This is a genomic window from Stenotrophomonas acidaminiphila, assembly GCF_014109845.1.
In the GTDB taxonomy this organism is placed as follows: Bacteria; Pseudomonadota; Gammaproteobacteria; order Xanthomonadales; family Xanthomonadaceae; genus Stenotrophomonas; species Stenotrophomonas acidaminiphila.
Genome location: NZ_CP043567.1, coordinates 1230589 through 1249671, shown reverse-complemented (window position 1 = coordinate 1249671; position 19083 = coordinate 1230589). Strand labels below are relative to the sequence as shown.

The 19083-nt window shown below is 70.7% G+C and carries 20 protein-coding genes; 13 read left to right on the top strand and 7 right to left on the bottom strand.

What is annotated here, in order from left to right; translation table 11 throughout:
• Positions 1-205: 205 nt before the first annotated feature.
• A complete protein-coding gene (locus F0P95_RS05710; protein WP_182336015.1) occupies positions 206-1048 on the top strand; it encodes a class I SAM-dependent methyltransferase in 843 nt (280 codons plus the stop codon).
• 10 nt (positions 1049-1058) lie between these two features.
• Here the strand turns inward: F0P95_RS05710 and F0P95_RS05705 are convergent, their stop codons facing one another.
• Positions 1059-3728 (bottom strand): bifunctional diguanylate cyclase/phosphodiesterase, encoded by a 2670-nt coding sequence (locus tag F0P95_RS05705; protein ID WP_182336014.1) that lies wholly within the window; start codon positions 3726-3728, stop codon positions 1059-1061.
• Positions 3729-4389: 661 nt separating this feature from the next.
• Here F0P95_RS05705 and F0P95_RS05700 point away from each other — a divergent pair.
• Positions 4390-4635: a hypothetical protein gene (locus F0P95_RS05700; RefSeq protein WP_182336013.1), complete on the top strand. Its 246-nt coding sequence runs from the start codon at positions 4390-4392 to the stop codon at positions 4633-4635.
• A 255-nt stretch (positions 4636-4890) separates the two neighbouring features.
• Entirely contained in the window at positions 4891-5178 is a 288-nt protein-coding gene (locus tag F0P95_RS05695) for a hypothetical protein (RefSeq protein WP_182336012.1), read from the top strand.
• A 19-nt stretch (positions 5179-5197) separates the two neighbouring features.
• Here the strand turns inward: F0P95_RS05695 and F0P95_RS05690 are convergent, their stop codons facing one another.
• The 4 genes from F0P95_RS05690 to F0P95_RS05675 form a co-directional block, all read right to left on the bottom strand.
• Complete coding sequence (locus F0P95_RS05690) at positions 5198-6481, bottom strand: sensor domain-containing diguanylate cyclase (protein WP_198422025.1); 1284 nt, start codon at positions 6479-6481, stop codon at positions 5198-5200.
• On the bottom strand, positions 6478-7242 hold the full coding sequence (locus F0P95_RS05685) for an EAL domain-containing protein (RefSeq protein WP_182336011.1): 765 nt from the start codon (positions 7240-7242) through the stop codon (positions 6478-6480). Before F0P95_RS05685 ends, F0P95_RS05690 begins: the two co-directional genes overlap by 4 nt.
• Positions 7243-7326: 84 nt before the next feature.
• Entirely contained in the window at positions 7327-7992 is a 666-nt protein-coding gene (locus F0P95_RS05680) for a Rossmann-fold NAD(P)-binding domain-containing protein (RefSeq protein ID WP_182336010.1), read from the bottom strand.
• An 11-nt stretch (positions 7993-8003) separates the two neighbouring features.
• Entirely contained in the window at positions 8004-8135 is a 132-nt protein-coding gene (locus F0P95_RS05675; RefSeq protein ID WP_198422024.1) for a DUF2256 domain-containing protein, read from the bottom strand.
• A gap of 209 nt (positions 8136-8344) precedes the next feature.
• On the opposite strand from F0P95_RS05675, the gene F0P95_RS05670 reads away from it, so the two are divergent.
• The 4 genes from F0P95_RS05670 (at position 8345) to folE (ending at position 12034) form a co-directional block, all read left to right on the top strand.
• Positions 8345-8932, top strand: coding sequence for a lipocalin family protein (locus F0P95_RS05670; protein ID WP_232528833.1), 588 nt, complete (start codon positions 8345-8347; stop codon positions 8930-8932).
• Positions 8929-9681: a hypothetical protein gene (locus F0P95_RS05665; protein ID WP_182336009.1), complete on the top strand. Its 753-nt coding sequence runs from the start codon at positions 8929-8931 to the stop codon at positions 9679-9681. The genes F0P95_RS05670 and F0P95_RS05665 overlap by 4 nt, the downstream gene beginning before the upstream one ends.
• Positions 9636-11207, top strand: coding sequence for a cryptochrome/photolyase family protein (locus tag F0P95_RS05660; protein WP_182336814.1), 1572 nt, complete (start codon positions 9636-9638; stop codon positions 11205-11207). Before F0P95_RS05665 ends, F0P95_RS05660 begins: the two co-directional genes overlap by 46 nt.
• Before the next feature lie 107 nt (positions 11208-11314).
• Positions 11315-12034 carry a GTP cyclohydrolase I gene (folE, locus tag F0P95_RS05655; protein WP_182336008.1) on the top strand — a complete coding sequence of 240 codons (720 nt, stop codon included), beginning with the start codon at positions 11315-11317 and terminating at the stop codon, positions 12032-12034.
• Between the two features lie 62 nt (positions 12035-12096).
• On the opposite strand, the gene F0P95_RS05650 is transcribed toward folE, so the two are convergent.
• The gene (locus F0P95_RS05650; protein ID WP_182336007.1) at positions 12097-12765 is read right to left on the bottom strand and encodes a ChrR family anti-sigma-E factor; all 669 of its coding nucleotides are present in this window, start codon (positions 12763-12765) and stop codon (positions 12097-12099) included.
• A complete protein-coding gene (locus F0P95_RS05645) occupies positions 12762-13400 on the bottom strand; it encodes a sigma-70 family RNA polymerase sigma factor (RefSeq protein ID WP_182336812.1) in 639 nt (212 codons plus the stop codon). The genes F0P95_RS05650 and F0P95_RS05645 overlap by 4 nt, the downstream gene beginning before the upstream one ends.
• Before the next feature lie 141 nt (positions 13401-13541).
• On the opposite strand from F0P95_RS05645, the gene F0P95_RS05640 reads away from it, so the two are divergent.
• Genes F0P95_RS05640 through F0P95_RS05615 form a run of 6 tightly spaced genes read left to right on the top strand, consistent with a single transcriptional unit; the run spans position 13542 to position 19079 of the window.
• A complete protein-coding gene (locus tag F0P95_RS05640; protein WP_182336006.1) occupies positions 13542-14507 on the top strand; it encodes an acyl-CoA desaturase in 966 nt (321 codons plus the stop codon).
• Position 14508: 1 nt separating this feature from the next.
• A complete protein-coding gene (locus F0P95_RS05635) occupies positions 14509-15756 on the top strand; it encodes an NAD(P)/FAD-dependent oxidoreductase (protein ID WP_182336005.1) in 1248 nt (415 codons plus the stop codon).
• Positions 15753-16529, top strand: coding sequence for a DUF1365 domain-containing protein (locus tag F0P95_RS05630; protein ID WP_182336004.1), 777 nt, complete (start codon positions 15753-15755; stop codon positions 16527-16529). Before F0P95_RS05635 ends, F0P95_RS05630 begins: the two co-directional genes overlap by 4 nt.
• Positions 16526-17779 carry a class I SAM-dependent methyltransferase gene (locus F0P95_RS05625; protein ID WP_425515911.1) on the top strand — a complete coding sequence of 418 codons (1254 nt, stop codon included), beginning with the start codon at positions 16526-16528 and terminating at the stop codon, positions 17777-17779. Before F0P95_RS05630 ends, F0P95_RS05625 begins: the two co-directional genes overlap by 4 nt.
• A complete protein-coding gene (locus F0P95_RS05620; RefSeq protein WP_182336003.1) occupies positions 17776-18309 on the top strand; it encodes a DUF2878 domain-containing protein in 534 nt (177 codons plus the stop codon). Before F0P95_RS05625 ends, F0P95_RS05620 begins: the two co-directional genes overlap by 4 nt.
• The gene (locus F0P95_RS05615; RefSeq protein ID WP_182336002.1) at positions 18306-19079 is read left to right on the top strand and encodes a DUF1295 domain-containing protein; all 774 of its coding nucleotides are present in this window, start codon (positions 18306-18308) and stop codon (positions 19077-19079) included. Before F0P95_RS05620 ends, F0P95_RS05615 begins: the two co-directional genes overlap by 4 nt.
• Positions 19080-19083: the final 4 nt, after the last annotated feature.

The following is a 19083-nucleotide window of genomic DNA, read 5'->3' as shown; positions in this document are numbered from 1 at the left end:
GTGAATCCTGCATGCCTCTCCATCGCCGGGTATCTGCGCAGGGCCACGCGCGGACCCGCGGTGGTGCGACCATGCCAGCAACAGACCGGTGGCGGCGCGGCAAGTTCCGTGCTCCGGTCCGGGCGCGGCGCCGGCGCGCGACCGGACCGGGTTACGATGGCGCCCCCTTCCGTCACCGGCGCTCGTTCGCGGGCCCGCTCCGCGCATGCCCCACTACTCCGGCCCCCTGCTTACCCGCCCGTTGCTGGACGCCATGCGCGAGGCGCAGCGCGGCGGCAGCGTGGTCTGGAACGGCTCGCTCGACCTGGGCCGCGGCACCGACGAGGTGCGGCTGGAGGCCGATCGCTGGCAGTGGCGCGGCCACGATTATCCCTGGCCGGAACGGCTCAAGGACCGCACCGTGTACTACTGGGACGGTGGGGATTTCGCGCCGGCCTCGCGCTTCGGCAATGGCCTGTACAAGCTGGTGCCGACCGACTGGGGCGTGCCCACCTTCGAGATCGACGGCATCAAGATGCTGGTCAGCGCGCAGTTGTCGCCGATGGAGGACGCGCGCCGCAAGGTCGCCCTGGTCGCGCCGCGCGGCAAGCAGGTGCTCGACACCTGCGGCGGCATGGGCTACTTCGCCGCCTGCTGCCTGGAGGCCGGGGTGACGGCGGTGCGTTCGTTCGAGAAGAGTCCGGAAGTGCTGTGGCTGCGCACCCTCAACCCCTGGTCGCCGGACCCCGGGTCGGACGCAGCGGGCGGACGCCTGACGCTGACGCACGGCGATATCTCGCTGGCCATCGCGTCCATCGCCGATGCCTCGGTGGACGCCGTGCTGCACGATCCGCCGCGCTTCGGCATCGCCGGCGAACTGTATTCGCAGGCGTTCTACGACCACCTGGCGCGGGTGCTGCGTCGTGGCGGCCAGCTGTTCCACTACACCGGCACGCCCAACAGGCTCACCAGCGGCCGCGATGTGCCGCGCGAGGTCGCCACCCGCCTGGCCAGGGCCGGCTTCCGCGCGCGCCCGGAACTGGACGGGGTGTTCGCGGTCCGCAACTGAGCGGCGCGCGTCACCGCACCGGCGGCTGCCCGGCGTTGTCGCGCTGGAACAGCACCCGCTCGGGGCGATGCAGGGCGAAACCCTGCGCGCTGTCCACGCCCAGCTCGCGCAGCAGGTCCAGCGCGCCCAGGTCGTCCACCCACTCGGCCACCACCTTGGCCCCGCGCTGGTGGCCGATGCGGGTGACGGCATCGATGATGGTCCGGCTCATCGGGTCGTGGCCCAGGTCGCGCACGAAACTGCCGTCGATCTTGATCACGTCCACCGGCAGGTTCTTCAGGTAGCCGAACGAGGCCATGCCGGCGCCGAAATCGTCCAGCGCGATGCGGCAGCCGGCCGCGCGCAGGCGCTCGATCACCCGCACCACGCGCAGCAGGTCGCGTACCGCCACGGTCTCGGTGATCTCCAGGCACAGGCGCTGCGGCGGCACGCCATTGCGGGCGATCGCGTCGAGGATGAAATCGGCCAGCCCTTCATCCTCGAGGCTGGCACCGGAAAGGTTGATGGCGCAGCTCTGCAGGCGCTCGCCGCAGGGGTGCAGGGCGTTGAAATTGGCCAGGGCGGTACGGATCACCCAGCGGTCCACCGCCGGCATCAGGCCATAGCGCTCGGCCGCCACCATGAACACGCCCGGCGCGATCACGCTGCCATCGTCGGCGCGCATGCGCAGCAGCAGCTCCACCCGCGTGACCGGCTCGGCGCCGGCCGACAGCGGCACGATCTCCTGGTAGTCCAGCAGCAGGCGGTCCTGCTCCAGCGCACGGCGCAGCTGGCTGGCCCATTCCATCTCGCCCATGCGCCGGGTGGCGTCGGCATCGTCGCGATACACCCGCACGCGGTTGCGGCCGTCTTCCTTGGCCTGGTAACAGGCGGTGTCGGCCCAGGCCAGCAGGTCCTTGAGGGTGCATCCGGGCTGGTCGACCAGCACCAGGCCGATGCTCGCGCTTACCGTGTAGCTGCGCCCCAGCCAGCAGAACGTCGAGCGCTCGATGCAGGCGCGCACCTGCTCGGCCAGCCGGTCGGCCTGCGCCTGGTCCACGCCGAACGCCAGCAGGCCGAACTCGTCGCCCCCCAGGCGCGCCAGCAGGTCGCCATCGCGGATGTGGCGCCGCATCGCCTGCGACAGCTGCACCAGCAACTGGTCGCCGGCGGTGTGCCCGGACAGGTCGTTGATCAGTTTGAACTGGTCCAGGTCGATGTACATCAATGCGAACGACGCGACGCCGGCGGCATCGCGGTCGAGCAGCGCCTGGCGCAGGCAGCGTTCGAACTCGCGGCGGTTGCACAGTCCGGTGAGCTCGTCGTGCGCGGCCTGGTAGCGCAGTCGCTCGGTCATCTCGCGCTGCGTGCTGGTATCGCTGGCCACCATGAGCAGGTGGGGCACATGGTCCATCTCCAGCATCGCGAGCGAGGCGTTTACCCACAGCGCCGCATCGGCGCCGCACACCACGAACGCCTCCTGGCTGCTCCACGTCCCCACCCCGAGCGTGGCAGCGACCGCCTCCCTGCCCTGCACGACATCGGCAAACAGGTCCTCCAGCGGCACCCCGGCGACATTGCCCAGTTGTGACCTGGCCGCGCGGTTGGCATAGGTGATGCGCCCGTCGCGGGCGTCGGCCACCAGCACCAGCGCCGGCAGCATTTCGTTCAGGGCCTGGAAACGGGCTTCGCTCTCGCCGAAGCGGGTACTCATCCGCCGCGCGAGTTCGAGCGCGCGGCGGTGCACGCTCGCCTGCGACCACAGGAACAGGGCCAGCAATACGCTGATCGAGCTGCCACCGATCACGATCAGGCGCAGTTGCGCCCATTCCCCCATCGCCGCACGCGGCCACAGCCGCAGCTCCCACGTGCGTCCGCCGAACTCCATGCGCCGCACCTGCAGCGCCGCCGGATCGGCCGGCAACGGCGCGCTGGCGAACACCCGCGCATGCGCGGGCAGGGCGCCAAGGTCGCGGATCTCCACGTCCATGTGGTCGAGGATGCGGCCGTACAGGGCCTGGCGGACCATCGGCTCCAGGCGCACGCTGACCGCCAGCGCACCCAGTTCGCGCGCACGCCGTTCCTCGACCGTGGTCGGCATGGCACCCGGCGTGTACGCCGGAAGGCGCACGGTGAGGCCCATGTCGCCGGCCTGGCGCTGCCCACGGAACTGCAGCAGCGGGAACGGCGCGGACATGGCCGCCGTGTCGGCGTCGCGCGCGCGCCGCAGTGCCTCCATGTTCTCCGGTTGCCGGGCCACGTCGAAGCCCACCAGGACCTCGTTGCCCTGCAGCGGCGCGACGTACTGGTAGCGGTAGGTGACCTGGCCGTCGACGCCGACTCCCCGCTGCGCGAACGCGATCAGCACGTAGCCATGGATCCACTCCTGCGAACGCAGGTTGCGCTGGTAGCTGTCGAAGGTGTGCTGGTCCAGCTGCGCGGTGCCGGCCAGCAGCACGGTCTGCATCGCCCGCAGGCCCAGCGCGGCACCGGCCAGCGGTTCGCGCAGGCGCGCAGGCGCGGCATCGGCCAGCGAGCGCTGCAGGGCCTGCACCCGGTCGCGCTCGCCCCTCCACTCGCCAAGCGCCATCCAGGCCGTCAGCGCCAGGCCCGTGACCAGCACCAGCAACGCCCACAGCGGCGTGGCGAAGATGTAGCGCGGCAGGTCGCCGCCAGGCGCTACCGGCGCGTCATCGCGCATGTGCGCCCCTGCCGGGAACCGCAAGGGCGCCGCACCGGCGGCCGGTGTCCACCGCACTGCCGTGGACCGTCATCGTCCCGCTGTCGTCCATATGCCCTGCCCCATGTCCGGACCGAATCCCAGTTCGCCGGCGGCAGCAAGCGCCCCCGGCAACGCGCACCACGAACGGCCTTCCCGCCGCACCGCCGGGCGCCAACGCCACCGGCAGGATCCTGAACAACACCCGGGCGATTCTACGCGTCACGGCGTGCACGCGGCCGTCATCGCGCACGCCGCTGGCGGCGAAGGAAAGCCCCATGGCCGCAACCGCGCCCGTGCACATCACTCCGGTACCTTCCGCTTGATGCAACGGCTCGCCGGGCCGTCCCTTTCTCTTAACACCGGCCCCTGTATATCTCGACGCCGGATCACCCCTCCCCACGACCGGCGCCGCCGCACAGGCAGGCCACCGGCCCTACATCCACTGCCGTTGCGGCATGCTGCAGCGCACGGCCGTCCACCTGCAGCGCATGGTCCCGCGCAAGGCAGGCACGTCCCACCAGAACCGAGGCAAGCCCCGTTCCCGTCGCCGGGATCCGGGAGCGTCGCCGCGCGCCCGCGCGACGGCCGAGCACTGCATCGCCACCCAGACCCGGGGCCCGTCGCCCCCAGGAGAGTGCCCTTGAAAGAAGTGAAAACGTTCCTGCTCGGACCGGGGGCGGAATGCCGCCCGGTCACCGTGCTGGCCACCGAGAAAGTGGCGCTGGATACGCTGCTGTGCCATGCCCCCAACGCGGGGGCCGGCGTGCTGGTCGACCTGCATGTGCTGGTGGACACCCAGGGCAACATCGCGCGCCAGATCGACCATGAGGGCCTGCGCTACCGGTTCAGCGGGTCGAACACGACGTGGGTGCTGGTGGTCAGCTGAAGTAGGCCGCAGCGGGCGTGAAATCGCCCTGGCAGCCGTCGACGTCCGGCTAACGAAGGGCATCGGTACCCTGACCCGTGGCGGCAACCGGCCGGCCCCTGCGATGGCGTCAGAGGCCCGGAACAACGTCGGGGGGCGGCGCCCGGGAGGTCCACGTCACCGGGCAGCGCACCGTCCCCCGCGCGATGGATGCCTGCACCTGGCACCGCACCCGTCCGGCCGGGCCGCCGCAAACGCCACGCCAGGACCCTGCCCATGACCAAAGCCGTTCCGAGCCGCCTGCCGCCCCCGTTCCACTGGGTCGAGGAACCCGACCGCAAACGCCTGTGCCTGGGCGGCATCAAGGTGCTTGAAATCTGCAGGCGCAACCTCTGCTGGATCGTCGAGGTATACCTGCACGAGCCCTCGCGCCCGTTGCCGATCATCGCCGTGCGCTCGGCCAGCGCCGGCATGCGCTGGGGCGCGCGCTGGGCCAAGCAGCACCTGCGCATGCTTACCCGGCTGGCGCGCGACCTGGGCGAGCCGGGTCATCCGGCCGGCTGAGCGACGGAAGCGGCGCGGGTCAGGACCTGACCGCGTTGCGGCCCTGGCGCTTTGCGCGGTACATCGCCAGGTCCGCACGCCGCAGCAACTCCGATGCGCTCTCGCCAGCGGCCATTTCGGCAACGCCTGCCGAGACCGAAAGCGAGAACAGGCCCATCTCGTTCACCCGTGCCGCGCCGACCTTCGAGCGCAGGCGCTCGGCAAGCTCCATCGCCTGGGCCAGCGCGACGCCGGGCAGGACGACCAGGAACTCCTCGCCGCCCCAGCGGATGGCGCGGTCCCCGGCGCGCACGCAGGATTTCAGTACCCGGCCCACGCACACCAGCGCATCGTCCCCGGCCTTGTGCCCGTGCACGTCGTTGATGGCCTTGAAATGATCGATGTCGGCCATGATCACGCTCAGCGGCCGCGCCGATGCCTGCGCCTGCCCGACCAGCCGGTAGAGCTGCTCGGCACCGGCGTGGCGGTTGAGCAGGCCGGTCAGCGAGTCGACGGTCGCCATCTCCATCAGCCTGGATTCGCGCTCGACCCGTTCGCTGACATCCTTGCCGGTGCTGATGTAATGCGAAATGCGGCCGCGGCCGTCGCCTACCGGCGCGATGCTCTGTTCGACGTGGATCGGGCGGCCGCTCTTGTGACGATAGGTGAAGGTGGCGCGGAACGGCTTGCCCTCGCGCAGGCACACGCGCAGGTTGCGGTAGAACAGCGGGTCCTGGTGCGACGGGTACAGCATCCGCGCCGACTGGCCGAGGATTTCCTCCTGGGTGTAGCCGGTAAGCCGGGCAAATGCCTCATTGACGAACACGACCCGGGTATCGCGCCCGGTGATCAGGATCGGATCGATCGCGGCATCCAGCGCCTGCAGCAACAGCCGGCGCTCCTGCTCGGCGGCGATCCGCGCGGTGATGTCGTTCTGTACCGAGACGAAATACTCGATCACCCCGGCGGCGTCGCGCACCGGCGAGATGCTCCACTCCACCGTGTAGGCGCGGCCATCGGCCGCATAGTTGACCGTGCTGCCGGTAAACGGCAGCCCCTGGCGCAGGTGCTCGCGCAGCTCACCGATCAGCGCGCGGTCGGTGAGCGGCCCCTGCAGCAGGCGCGGACTGCGGCCGACCAGCTGCTCCGGCCGGTAACCGCTCATCCGGCAGAACGCCGGGTTGGCATAGACGATCAGTGGGCCGCCGTCCTCGACATTGGCGTCGGTGATGAGCACCGCGCTGGTGCTCTGGCTGACCGCATGGACAAGCACCGCCGGACGGGTGGGGCCCAGCAGGTCCAGCATCGGACCGGCATCACTCACGCTGCCCACGGGATCTCGTCCTCATGCGTGATCCGCTCGAACTGCGGCCGTGCGAACCAGTAGCCCTGCATCAGCCCGATGCCCAGATCGGCCAGGCAGCGTGCCTCGTCCGCGGTCTCGATGCCTTCGGCGATCACCTCGATGTCCAGTTGCCGGCACATCGCCACCACACCGGCGACGATCGCGCGCCGCGGCCGGCTCTGGTCGATCGCGCGGATCAGCGCCATGTCCAGCTTGACGATGTCCGGCTGGAAATCGGCCAGCAGGTTGAGCCCGGCAAAGCCGGCGCCGAAGTCGTCGATGGCGGTCTTGAAGCCGATCCGCCGGTACTCGCTCAGGATCTCGGCCAGCCAGTTGCCATCGCTGACCTGCTCGCCCTCGACGGTCTCGAAGATGATCCGCTCGACCGGAAAGCCGTGGCGGCGCGCGGCGCGCAGCGTGGAACGGATGCACAGCTCGGGCCGGTAGATGGCGTTGGGCATGAAGTTGATCGACAGGTGCGAGGGCATCCGCAGCCGCGAAGCGGTCTGGATGACCTTGTCGCGGCAGGCCTGGTCGAACGCATAGCGGTTGGCCGGGGTGATCCGCGACAACACCGAGCCGGCCGGTTCGCCCGCGGTGCCCCGCACCAGGCCTTCATGCGCGAATATCCGCCGCGCATGCACATCCACGATCGGCTGGAACGCGTAGCTGAACTCGAAATCCAGCGGCGGGGCGTCGATGCACAGGGCGCAACCGGCGCGCTTGTCGGTGGAGTTCATGCAGGGTGTTCTTGGCGCCGGTAATCGGGGGAAAAGGATAGCGGCTGCGCGCGAAGCACGGCCAGCGGCGGCGGCAGGCGCCGGTCAGCCGCCACCCGCAGCGATGTCGGCATTGTCGATCACCGCCGGCCGCGGGCCAGTGGCCTGAACCAGGCGCAGCAGGCAATGGCCGATCGCCGCGGTGGTGGTGAATACCCGCGGGCCGGTGCCGCCCAGCAGCGCCAGCAGCGGGTCGCACAGCGCATACAGCCCACGCCGCAGCCGATGCGGCGACACCTCGCCAAGCACCGGGCGGACGATGCCCGGGCGCACGCAGGTGAAAGCCAGCCCACAGCGGGCCACCACCTGCTCGGCCTCGCCCTTGACCCGCAACGGCATCAGCGCGCTGCCGGGATCGGCGCCCTTGCCGGAAATGTAGGCCACGAAGCCGTCGGGATTGGCGCCGGCGTATGCCGCCAGCACCCGCTGCAGCGTGGCCACGGTCGCCTCGCGGTAAGCCGCCTCCGACATGCCCACGGGCAGCGGGCCGGCGCAGTACAGGCAGGCGTCGTGCCGGCGCAGATCGAGCGCGGCCAGCGCCTGCGTGGAAAAGCCGTCGGCCAGCAGCACCTGCACGCGGGGATCGGGCGCTGCCGGCGGGCGCCTGGCCAGCACGCTCACCGCTCCGACCAGGTCCGAGTCCAGCAGCACGCGCTGCACGCCCTGGCCGACCAGGCCGGTGGCGCCCACCAGCAGAATCCGCTTGCCCATGATTTCGTTCCTCAGTTGCGCCCGCGGCAACGCCGCGAACAGTAGCGCACGCTTTCCCAGTCGCGCGCCCACTTGCGCCGCCAGGCGAACGCACGCCCGCAGGTCGCGCACGTGCGCTGCGGCAGGTCGGCCTTCCTGCGCATCCGCGGCATCAGCGCCCCCTCGCTGGCAACGGCGGCCGGGCGGCTGGCGGCGCAGGATCGACCGTCGGTTCAACGACGGGCGGATGCGTGGACATGGAGGTTCACCCGGGGGCGGCGTGGCAGTCACGGTGTTGTACGCAGGCGGCCGGCACCTGGATGCATCCATGGCGGACGCTGCTGCGTAAACCATGGCATCTCCCCGATCGCAGATGCCCACCATGCGCCTTGCCCGGCCCTTCGTCCTGCCGCTGCTGATGGCCGCCCTGCTCGGCGGCTGCGCCCAGGCCAAGCCCGCCCCGATCACGCCGGTGACCTCCGTGGACCTGCCACGCTTCATGGGCCGCTGGTACGTGATCGGGATCATTCCCACGCGCCTGGAGCGCGACAGCCACAACCCGGTGGAAACCTACCGCCTGGACAGCAAGGGGCGGGTATGCACCTGGTACCGCTACCGCCCCGGCGGGTTCCAGGCACCGGTGAAGCTGCTGGCATCCACCGGGCTGGTGCAGCCGGGCACCGGCAATGCCGAATGGAAGGTGCGCTTCTTCGGGCTGTTCAAGGCGCAGTACCTGATCGGCTGGCTGGCGCCCGATTACAGCCAGGTCATGGTGGTGCGCGATGCGCGTGACTACCTGTGGTACATGGCGCGCACGCCCAGCGTGCCGGAGGCCGACTACCAGGCCATGCTGCAGCGCGCGGCGGCACTCGGCTACGACACCACGCGGATCGAACGGGTGCCGCAGCGCTGGCCCGAGACCGGCCAGGACAAGGACACCTTCCACGGAGAATGCCGATGAAATGGCTGGTACTGCTGCTGGCGCTGTCGATGCCGCTGGTGGGATGGCTGTCCAACAGCGGCCTGTTCGGCCCCACCAACGGCGAGATCTCCGCACGCTACCCGACCCTGATCGTCGCCGCCGGCTACGCGTTCGCGATCTGGGGCCCGATCTTCGCCCTGGACGTGGTGTTCGGGCTGGGGCAACTGGTCAGCGCCGAGGACAGCCGGCGCCTGCGCCTCATCCGCCGGTTCACCGCCGCCGGCTTCGCCCTGACCTCGCTGTGGATGGTGGTGTTCACGCGGCAATGGTTCTGGCTGGCGCTGGCGGTCATCTGGCTGAGCCTGGGCTGCCTGCTGGCGGCGGCATGGCTGGCCTCGCACACCCGCCGCCACGTCCGCCAGCCATGGTGGCAGTGGCTGCCGCTGTCGTTGCATGCGGGCTGGGTTTCACTGGCCGTGTTCCTCAACGTCGCCCAGGTGATCGTGGCGTTCGAACTGCTGCCGGTCGAGGACATGCTGCCGTGGACGCTGGCGCTGTTCGGCCTGGCCGCGGTGCTGCTGCTCGGCATGCTGGCCACCCTGCGCGGCAATCCGTGGTACGCCCTGCCCGCGGTGTGGGGGCTGATGGGCGTGTACGTGCGCCAGATCCAGTCGCCCCTGGCCGGTGCCACCGTGGCGGCGCTGGTCGCGCTGGCGCTGGCGGTGCTGCTGGTCGGCGTCGCATTGAAGTACGCACTCTCCGCGCCACTGCCACGGGACCCGGCGTGACCTGCGTGCGGCTGCTGCTGGGCGACCAGCTCAACCCGCGGCATCCGTGGTTCGCCCGCACCGATGCCGACGTGCTGTACGTGCTGATGGAGGTCCGCCAGGAAACCGACTACGTGCTGCACCACGCGCAGAAGATCCTGGCGATCTTCGCGGCGATGCGGCGCTTTGCCGCACAGCTGCGCGCGGCAGGCCACCGGGTCCGCTACCTGGCCATCGACGACGCCGCCAACCTCCAGTCCCTGACCGGCAACCTGGACCGGCTGCTGGCCGTGCACGCGGCCACCACGCTGGAGTACCAGCAACCCGACGAGTGGCGGCTGGATGCGCAGCTGCGCCACTACGCGGCCCGGCAGTCGATCCCGGTGCGCTGCGTGGACAGCGGCCATTTCCTGGCTGGACGCGAGGAGGCGGCATGCTTCTTCGGCAGCCGCGAACGCTGGACCATGGAGCCGTTCTACCGGCACATGCGGCGGCGCCACCACGTACTGCTGGAACCCGACGGCCGGCCCCTGGGAGGACGCTGGAACTTCGATGCGGAGAACCGCAAGCCCTGGCGCGGCGATCCGCCGGAACCGGCGGACACGCGCCCGCGGCACGACCTGCGCGCACTCTGGCAGTGCATCCAGTCCGCCGGCGTCGCCAGTTTCGGCGACCCGCAGGCGCAGGCGCTGCGCTGGCCGCTGGACCGCACCGAAGCGCTGCAGCAGCTGCAGGCCTTCCTCGACCACGGGCTGGCGCATTTCGGCGACTACCAGGATGCGATCAGCGCCCACGCGCCGCGGCTGTTCCATTCGCTGCTGTCGTTCGCGCTGAACGTGAAGATGCTCGACCCGGCCGAAGTGATCGCGGGCGCCGAAGCCGCCGCACGCGACGGCCGCGCGCCGCTGCCCGCGGTGGAAGGCTTCATCCGCCAGATCCTGGGCTGGCGCGAGTACGTGCGCGGGGTGTACTGGGCGCAGATGCCCGGGTACGCGCAGCGCAATGCCTTCGGCCACGACCTGCCGCTGCCGGCCTGGTTCTGGACCGGCGATACGCACATGGCCTGCGTGCGCGGCGCCATCGGCCAGTCGCTGGCCAACGCCCATGCCCACCACATCCAGCGGCTGATGGTGATCGGCAACTTCGCGCTGCTCGCCGGGCTCGACCCGCAGGCGCTGCACCGCTGGTACCTGGGGATCTACATCGACGCCTTCGAATGGGTCGAGCTGCCCAACACCCTGGGCATGAGCCAGTTCGCCGACGGCGGGCTGCTGGCCACCAAGCCGTACGTATCGGCGGCCGCCTACCTGCACCGGATGAGCGACCACTGCGGCCAATGCCGCTACCGGCGGGATCTGCGCACCGGCGCCCGCGCGTGTCCGTTCAACGCGCTGTACTGGGACTTCCTTGCCCGGCATGCGCCGCGCCTGCAGTACAACCCGCGCCTGGCCCTGCCCTACCGGCAACTGGCGCGGATGCCGGCCGGCGAGCGCCAGGCGCTGGCGATGCACGCCGGGCAACTGCGGGCGCGGCTGGACGCGCTGTGATCATCCGCACATCCAAAGCGCCGGCGCCCGCGTAAGCACGACCATGCCCCGGCCCCGGCGGTGTCTGCCGGACCGGGTCTCCCCCGCCCCGTTACCGAGCGCTCCCCATGTCCCAGCAACCGAACACCCCTGCCCTGCTCGACACGCTGCGGCCGCTGCCGGCGTCCGAGCGCGTCCGCCAGCGCCTGCTGCTAGCGGGCCAGCGCTTCCATGCCAACGACAACATCGCCGACTACCTGCATGACGGCGAGCTGGCCGCGATCGAGGACGAAGTCGCCGGCAGGGCGCAGGCGCTTCTGCGCGCGCTGGTGATCGATACCGACAACGACCACAACACCCGCGACACCGGCCGCCGGCTGGCGAAGATGTTCGTGCGCGAACTGTTCGCCGGCCGCTACCAGCCGGCACCGGCGGTGACCGAGTTCCCCAACGCCGAACGCCTGAACGAGCTGCTGATCGTCGGGCCGCTGCGGGTGCGCAGCGCCTGTTCGCATCACCTGTGCCCGATCATCGGCCACGTCTGGATCGGCGTGCTGCCCGATGCCGGCTCCAACCTGATCGGCCTGTCCAAGTACGCGCGGTTGATCGAGTGGATCATGAGCCGGCCGCAGATCCAGGAAGAGGCGGTGAGCCAGATCGCGCATCTGCTCGAACAGCGGCTCAAGCCCGACGGCCTGGCGGTGGTGATGGAAGCCGACCACTACTGCATGCACTGGCGCGGAGTGAAGGACGACGGCTCGAAGATGACCAACAGCGTGATGCGCGGCCGGTTCCTCGACGACCCGGCGCTGCGCCGCGAGTTCCTCTCGCTGCGCCACCGCGGCTGACGCTGCCCAGGGCGCACGCGATGCCGGGCCGGGCGCGGCCCGGCATCCACCCGGCTGCCCGGTTACAGGCCGACCATCGGCTGCATCTTGCGCGCCAGCCAGCCACGGAACCGCAGCGGGCCGTCGAGTGCCGCCACGCAGATGCACGGCACCCCCGGCGAGGTGATCGGCCGGTGCTCGATGTCGCTGTCCAGGTCGGCCATGTCGCCCGGGCCGAAATGACCCAGTTCATCGTCGTAGGCGCCCTGCAGGATCTGGGTCAGCTCGCTGCCGTGATGGCTGTGCAGGGGAATGCTCTTGCCCGGCGCGATCTTGAGCATGACCAGGGTGTCGCCGCTGCTTCCGGCGGCCCGGATCAGATGCACGCCGGGGGCGACCCAGCGCCAGCGCAGCGCTTTCCAGGTCCGCCCGAAGTAGGGGTGCAGTGCCCGCGGCAACAGTTCGGCAGGGCGATGCAGCGGCGTCGGTGCCGGTTCGGCCGCAGCCGCCGGCAGCGGCTGCTGCAGCCGGGCCAGGATGTCCCCGCGCAGCTGCGCCTCGCGCGCCGAGGCCACGGCCGGCTGCTGCTGCTGCAGCAGCGCGCCGCCGACGTGCTCGGCCTGCGCCAGTTGCCGCCGGCAGTGCGGGCAGGCTTCCAGGTGGGTGGCCGCCACCGCCGCCATGGCCGGCGACAGGGCGCCGGCGGCATGGCTGACCAGGGTCGCCGGGTCCAGGTGATGGCGCGGGCTCATGCGGCCCCCTGCACGCTGGACTGCAGTTGCTGGAAGGCACGCCGGATGTACGACTTGACCGTTCCCAGCGGCATGCCCAGCTCGTCGGAGATCTGCTGGTGGGACTTGGCTTCGAAGTAGGACATGCGGATCAGGCGTGCTTGGATGGCGGACAGGCGTTCGATGCGTTCGTTCAGATCGGCGTGGGCCGCATAGCTCTCGGCCGAGGAAAAGCCCGGATCCTCCGTCTCCTCGCACAGCTCCAGGCCGTCATCGGCCTCGATATCCACCGCCGTCCAGTGGTTTTCGCGGCGCAGGCGGTCGATATGCAGGTTGCGCGCAACCCGGAACAGCCAGGTCGACAGGGTACTGCGCGCCGGGTCATAGCTGTCGGCGCGCTGCCACAGGCGCAGCAGCGCCTCCTGCGCCAGCTCCTCGGCCACCATCTCCGGCGCGCCCAGCCCGCGCAGGTACAGCCGCACCCGCGGCGCGAAGTGATCGTAGATGCGCATGAAGCAGCGCTGGTCGCGCTGCACGGCGACGGCCTGCATCTGCGCGGACCAGTAACCGGGATTGCCCTGGTTTGTTTCGGCGATCGACATGACTCTGGCCGCCTCGAAGGGCGACAGGTCTCCAGGGGGGGCGTCCGGGCACATGGTAGGGCAGTTGGCAGGCGGTGCGGGCATCTGCCTGCTTGTACGCGGGCGGCCCCGGTTTGGATGCACGCCGGCCGCCGCCACTGCATCCAATGGACCGGCGATACCGTATAGACAGGCATACCCCGCGGACCCCCGGCAATGCCCCTGCACCAAGCTCCTCCCCCCGCACCGCCCGTCCCCCCCGCACCCGCACGCGTCCTGCGCAGCCTGCGCCTGTGGTTCGACAGCGCCGCCGTGGCGCCGGCCAACGATGCCGATGCCGACCGCATCGACTGGCTGCGCGTGCTGCCGTTCGTGCTGCTGCACCTGGGCTGCGCCGGGGTGATCTGGGTCGGAGTCTCGCCGGTGGCATTGCTGGTGGCCGGGGTGCTGTACGTGGTGCGGATGTTCGCGATCACCGGCTTCTACCACCGCTATTTCTCGCACCGCAGCTTCCGCACCTCGCGCGGGCTGCAGTTCGTGTTCGCGCTGATCGGCGCGGCCAGCGTGCAGCGCGGCCCGTTGTGGTGGGCCGCCCACCACCGCCACCACCACCGCCATGCCGACCAGGCGCAGGACCCGCACTCGCCGCGGCACGGCTTCTGGCGCAGCCACATGGGCTGGTTCATGACCCCACGCGCGTTCGCCACCGACCTGAGCCGGGTGCCGGACCTGGCACGCTACCCGGAACTGCGCTGGCTGGACCGCTACGACGTGGCAGTGCCCGTGACCATGGCCATCGCCCTGTACGCCACCGGCGCGCTGCTGCAGCACCTGTGGCCGGCGCTGGACACCAGCGGCGCGCAGCTGCTGGTGTGGGGGTTCTTCATCTCCACCGTCGTGCTGTTCCATGCCACGGTGACCATCAACTCGCTGTCGCACCGCTTCGGCAGCCGCCGCTTCGCGACCGCCGACGACAGCCGCAACAACTTCCTGCTGGCGCTGCTCACCTTCGGCGAAGGCTGGCACAACAACCACCATTTCTATTCCAGCAGCGCCCGCCAGGGGTTCCGCTGGTGGGAGGTGGACCTGACCTGGTACGGGCTGCGCCTGCTCGCGCTGCTGGGCCTGGTGCGCGACCTCAAGCCGGTACCCGCGTGGGTGCTGGAACGGCGGGAGCGCTGACATGCGCATCGCCGTCGTCGGTTCCGGCATCGCCGGCCTGGCCAGCGCCTGGCTGCTGTCGCAGGCGCACGAGGTGGTGCTGTTCGAGGCCGCCGACTACCTGGGCGGGCACACGCACACCCACGACGTCAGCGTGGACGGCCGCCAGTACGCGGTGGACACCGGCTTCATCGTCCACAACCCGGCCCACTACCCGCTGCTGACCCGGCTGTTGCAGACGCTGGACGTACCCACCCAGCCCACCACCATGAGCTTCTCGGTGCACAACGGGCGCAGCGGACTGGAGTACAACGCCACCTCGCTGGACGCGCTGTTCTGCCAGCGCCGCAACCTGCTCTCGCCGCGCTTCCTGGGCATGGTGCGCGACCTGTTCCGCTTCTACCGCCAGGCGCCGGCGCTGCTCGACGGCGAGGGCCCCGGCCCCGGGCTGGGCGATTGGCTGCAGGCCAACGGCTACGGCGCGGCCTTCCGCGACGAACACCTGGTGCCGATGGCCTCGGCGCTGTGGTCCTCGCCACCGCGGCAGATCCTGCAGTTCCCGGCCCGCTATCTGGTCCAGTTCATGGCCAACCACCAGATGCTGCAGGTCAGCGGGCGCCCGCAGTGGCGGGTGGTGCGCGGCGGCTCGGCGCGGTATGTCGACGCGCTGCGCGCGCGCTGGACGGTGCAGGAGCGGCTGGCGTGCCCAGTGCGGGCCATACACCGCCATGGCGACCGGGTGAGCGTGGACAGCGCCGCCGGCAGTGAGGCGTTCGACCACGTGGTGCTGGCCTGCCACAGCGACCAGGCGCTGGCGCTGCTGGCCGACGCCAGCGACAACGAACAGGCGATCCTCGGCGCGATCGGCTACCAGCCCAACGAAGTGGTGCTGCACACCGACGCGTCGCTGCTGCCGCGCCGGCGCAAGGCATGGGCGGCCTGGAACGCGTTCGTCCCGGGCGATGCCGACGCGCCGTGCACCGTCAGCTACTGCATGAACCTGCTGCAGGGCCTGGATGCCCCCGAGCCGCTGGTGGTCACCCTGAACCGCAGCGAGGCGATCGACCCGGCCCGGGTGCTGCGCCGGCTCGCCTACCAGCACCCGGTGTACACCCCGCAATCGGTGGCCGCGCAGCAGCGCCGTGCCGTCATCCAGGGGCAGAACCGGACCTGGTTCGCCGGCGCCTACTGGGGCTGGGGGTTCCATGAGGACGGCATGCGCAGCGCGGTGGACGTGGCCGCCGGCCTGGGTGTGCGCTGGCCGTCATGAAACCGTCCCTGCACAGCGCGGTTTACGAGGGCGTGGTGCACCACCGCCGCCATCATCCGCGCACGCATGCCTTCAGCTACGCCATCGCCCAGCTGTACCTGGACCTGGACGAACTGGACCAGGTGTTCGCCGGGCGCTGGCTGTGGTCGGTGGGCCGCCGCAACCTGGCCGCGTTCCACCGCGGCGACTTCCTCGGCCCGCCCGCGCGGCCGCTCAAGGAGGCGGTCAAGGACCGGGTGCAGGCGGCCACCGGGCAGCGCCCGGACGGGCCGGTACGGCTGCTCACCCACCTGCGCTATGCCGGTCTGAGCTTCAATCCGGTCAGCTTCTACTACTGCTTCCAGGCCGACGGCCTGACCCTGCACAGCATCGTGGCCGAGATCACCAACACCCCGTGGCGCGAGCGCCATGCCCATGTGCTGCCGCTGGCGCAGGCACGGCAATCCGGACGGCTGGCGGCATGGACGTTCGACAAGACCTTCCACGTGTCCCCGTTCATGGGCATGCAGCGGAACTACGACTGGCGTTTCAGCCTGCCCGAGGCACGGCTGCTGGTGCGGATGGACGTGTCCGACGGCACCCGCCGCGAGTTCGACGCCCACCTGTCGCTGCGCCGCCTGCCACTGGACGGCCGCTCATTGGCCCACGTGCTGTGGCGCTACCCGCTGATGACCGCGCAGGTACTCGGCGCGATCTATTGGCAGGCGCTGCGCCTGTGGCTCAAGCGCACGCCCTTCCACCCCCACCCCAGCGTTTCCGGAGATCCCCCTTGAACAGCATCGTGCAGACCGGTACCGCATCCGGCTTCGGCGTCCTCGACCGCTTCCTGCGCCAGCGCATGCACCAGCAGCTGGCCGGCTTCGGCCACGGCCAGCTGGTCGTCGAAGACCCGCTGGGCACGCTGCGGATCGGCCAGGCCGGCAGCGGCCCGGCCGTCACCCTGCGGGTCCTCGATCCGGGCTTCTACCGCGCACTGGCCACCCATGGCAGTGTCGGTGCCGGCCAGGCCTACATGGACGGGCTGTGGCAATGCAGCGACCTGGTCGGGCTGATCCGCCTGCTGGCGCGCAACCGCGACCTGCTCGACGGCATGGAGACCGGCAGCGCGCGCCTGGGCGGGCTGGCGATGAAGGCGCTGCACGCACTGCGCCGCAATACGCGCGAGGGCAGCCGCCGCAACATCGCCGCCCACTACGACCTGGGCAACGCGTTCTTCGGCCTGTTCCTGTCACCGGACCTGATGTACTCCTCGGCGTGCTGGAGCGGGGCCGACGACACCCTGGAAGCGGCATCGACCCGCAAGCTGGAGCTGATCTGCCGCAAGCTCGCGCTCGGCCCGGACGACCACGTGCTGGAAATCGGCACCGGCTGGGGCGGCTTCGCGCTGCATGCGGCACGCCACCATGGCTGCCGTGTCACCACCACCACCATCTCCCGCGAGCAGCACGACCTGGCCGCCGCGCGCATCGCCGAAGCCGGGCTCGGCGACCGCATCACCCTGCTGCAGTCGGACTACCGCGACCTGCACGGGCAGTACGACAAGCTGGTTTCGATCGAGATGATCGAAGCGGTGGGCGCCGATTTCCAGGACAGCTACTTCGGCCAGATCGGGCGCCTGCTCAAGCCCGACGGGCTGGCGCTGGTGCAGGCGATCACCATCGAGGACCACCGCTACGCGCAGGCGCTGAAGTCGGTCGATTTCATCAAGCGCCACGTGTTCCCCGGCTGCTTCATCCCGTCGATCAGCGCGATGCTGGCCTCCAAGACCCGCAGCAGCAACCTGGCGCTGATCGCGCTGGAGGACTTCGGGCTGTCCTACGCCCGCACACTGCAGGCGTGGCGCGAGCGCTTCCTGGCGCAGTTGCCGGCGGTGCGCGCGCAGGGCTTCGACGAGCGCTTCATCCGCCTGTGGGAGTTCTACCTGGCCTACTGCGAAGGCGGCTTCCGCGAACGTTCGATCGGCGTGGCCCACCTGCTGCTGGCCAAGCCCGGCTGGCGCCCGGCCGACGCGGAGCCGGCATGAACGCGCTGGCGATCGCGCTGGCCTACCAGGCGACCTGGTTCGCAGCGGTGATCGGCGCCGGACGCGGGCTGTGGTGGCCCGGCGTGCTGGCGGCCACGCTGTTCGCGCTGTGGCGGCTGGCGGTCTCGCCGGCGCGTGCACTGGAGCTGCGCCTGCTGCTGGCGGCGCTGGGTATCGGCCTGCTGCTCGAATCCCTGTGGGTGGGCAGCGGGCTGCTGGGCTACGCCGCCTGGCCGTGGGCCGGTCCGCCGGCGTGGATCCTGGCGCTGTGGTGCGCGTTCGCGCTGGTGGTCGTGCCGCTGCTGGGCTACCTGCACCGGCGCCCGTGGCTGGCCGCCGCATTCGGCGCGATAGGCGGGCCGCTGGCGTACCTGGGCGCTGCCAGCGGCTGGCATGCGCTGCGCTTCTCCGAACCGCGCTGGCACGCGCTGCTGGCACTCGGCGCCGGCTGGGCGCTGGCGATGCCGGCGCTGGCCACGCTGGCTTCGCGCGGTCTGCACGGCCATCTACCGGGAGTACACCGCTCATGAACCTTGGCAGCCAACTGCTGGTGATCGGCGCATCCGCCGGCGTGCTGATGGTGTGTGGTTGGCACTGGCAGCGCCGCCACGACAACGCCGGCATCGTCGACGTGTTGTGGGCCGCGGGCCTGGCGGGCGCGGCGCTGTGGCTGGCATTCACCGGCAGCGGCGCCATGTCGGCACGCGTGCTGGTCGGCGTGCTCGGCGCGGTCTGGGCCCTGCGCCTGGCGCTGCATCTGTGGCGGCGCGTGCGCAGCGAGGCCGAGGACGGCCGCTACCGGGCGCTGCGCCGGCACTGGGACGGCGACCAGCGCAGGTTCCTGGCTTTCTTCCTGTTCCAGGCCCTGCTGGTGGTGCTGTTCTCGCTGCCGCTGGCGGCGGTGGTCGCGCATCCGCAGCCTGCGCCGCTGCAGCTCGGCGCCGCGGCGCTGGTATGGGCGGTGTCGGTATTGGGCGAATCGCTGGCCGACGCGCAGTTGGCACGGTTCCGTGCCGACCCCGGCAATCGCGGCCGCACCTGTGACCGCGGCCTGTGGCGCTATTCGCGCCATCCCAACTACTTCTTCGAGTGGCTGCACTGGTGCGCCTGGGCGATCGCCGCGGTCGGCGCCCCGCAGGCCTGGCTGGGCGTGCTCGGGCCGGTGCTGATGTACCTGTTCCTGCGTTTCATCAGCGGCATTCCGTTCACCGAGCAACAGGCCCTGCGCACGCGGGGCGACGACTACCGCGCGTACCAGCGGCGCACGTCGATGTTCTTTCCCTGGTTCCCCAGATCCTGACCGC

What these genes read in the sequence shown, in the direction of transcription:
- F0P95_RS05710 (WP_182336015.1), top strand. Translation starts at nt 206, where the DNA reads ATGCCCCACTACTCCGGCCCCCTGCTTACCCGCCCGTTGCTGGACGCC.
- F0P95_RS05705 (WP_182336014.1), bottom strand. Translation starts at nt 3,728, where the DNA reads ATGCGCGATGACGCGCCGGTAGCGCCTGGCGGCGACCTGCCGCGCTAC.
- F0P95_RS05695 (WP_182336012.1), top strand. Translation starts at nt 4,891, where the DNA reads ATGACCAAAGCCGTTCCGAGCCGCCTGCCGCCCCCGTTCCACTGGGTC.
- F0P95_RS05685 (WP_182336011.1), bottom strand. Translation starts at nt 7,242, where the DNA reads ATGAACTCCACCGACAAGCGCGCCGGTTGCGCCCTGTGCATCGACGCC.
- F0P95_RS05680 (WP_182336010.1), bottom strand. Translation starts at nt 7,992, where the DNA reads ATGGGCAAGCGGATTCTGCTGGTGGGCGCCACCGGCCTGGTCGGCCAG.
- F0P95_RS05675 (WP_198422024.1), bottom strand. Translation starts at nt 8,135, where the DNA reads ATGCGCAGGAAGGCCGACCTGCCGCAGCGCACGTGCGCGACCTGCGGG.
- F0P95_RS05670 (WP_232528833.1), top strand. Translation starts at nt 8,345, where the DNA reads ATGCCCACCATGCGCCTTGCCCGGCCCTTCGTCCTGCCGCTGCTGATG.
- F0P95_RS05665 (WP_182336009.1), top strand. Translation starts at nt 8,929, where the DNA reads ATGAAATGGCTGGTACTGCTGCTGGCGCTGTCGATGCCGCTGGTGGGA.
- folE (WP_182336008.1), top strand. Translation starts at nt 11,315, where the DNA reads ATGTCCCAGCAACCGAACACCCCTGCCCTGCTCGACACGCTGCGGCCG.
- F0P95_RS05650 (WP_182336007.1), bottom strand. Translation starts at nt 12,765, where the DNA reads ATGAGCCCGCGCCATCACCTGGACCCGGCGACCCTGGTCAGCCATGCC.
- F0P95_RS05645 (WP_182336812.1), bottom strand. Translation starts at nt 13,400, where the DNA reads ATGTGCCCGGACGCCCCCCCTGGAGACCTGTCGCCCTTCGAGGCGGCC.
- F0P95_RS05640 (WP_182336006.1), top strand. Translation starts at nt 13,542, where the DNA reads ATGCCCCTGCACCAAGCTCCTCCCCCCGCACCGCCCGTCCCCCCCGCA.
- F0P95_RS05635 (WP_182336005.1), top strand. Translation starts at nt 14,509, where the DNA reads ATGCGCATCGCCGTCGTCGGTTCCGGCATCGCCGGCCTGGCCAGCGCC.
- F0P95_RS05630 (WP_182336004.1), top strand. Translation starts at nt 15,753, where the DNA reads ATGAAACCGTCCCTGCACAGCGCGGTTTACGAGGGCGTGGTGCACCAC.
- F0P95_RS05620 (WP_182336003.1), top strand. Translation starts at nt 17,776, where the DNA reads ATGAACGCGCTGGCGATCGCGCTGGCCTACCAGGCGACCTGGTTCGCA.
- F0P95_RS05615 (WP_182336002.1), top strand. Translation starts at nt 18,306, where the DNA reads ATGAACCTTGGCAGCCAACTGCTGGTGATCGGCGCATCCGCCGGCGTG.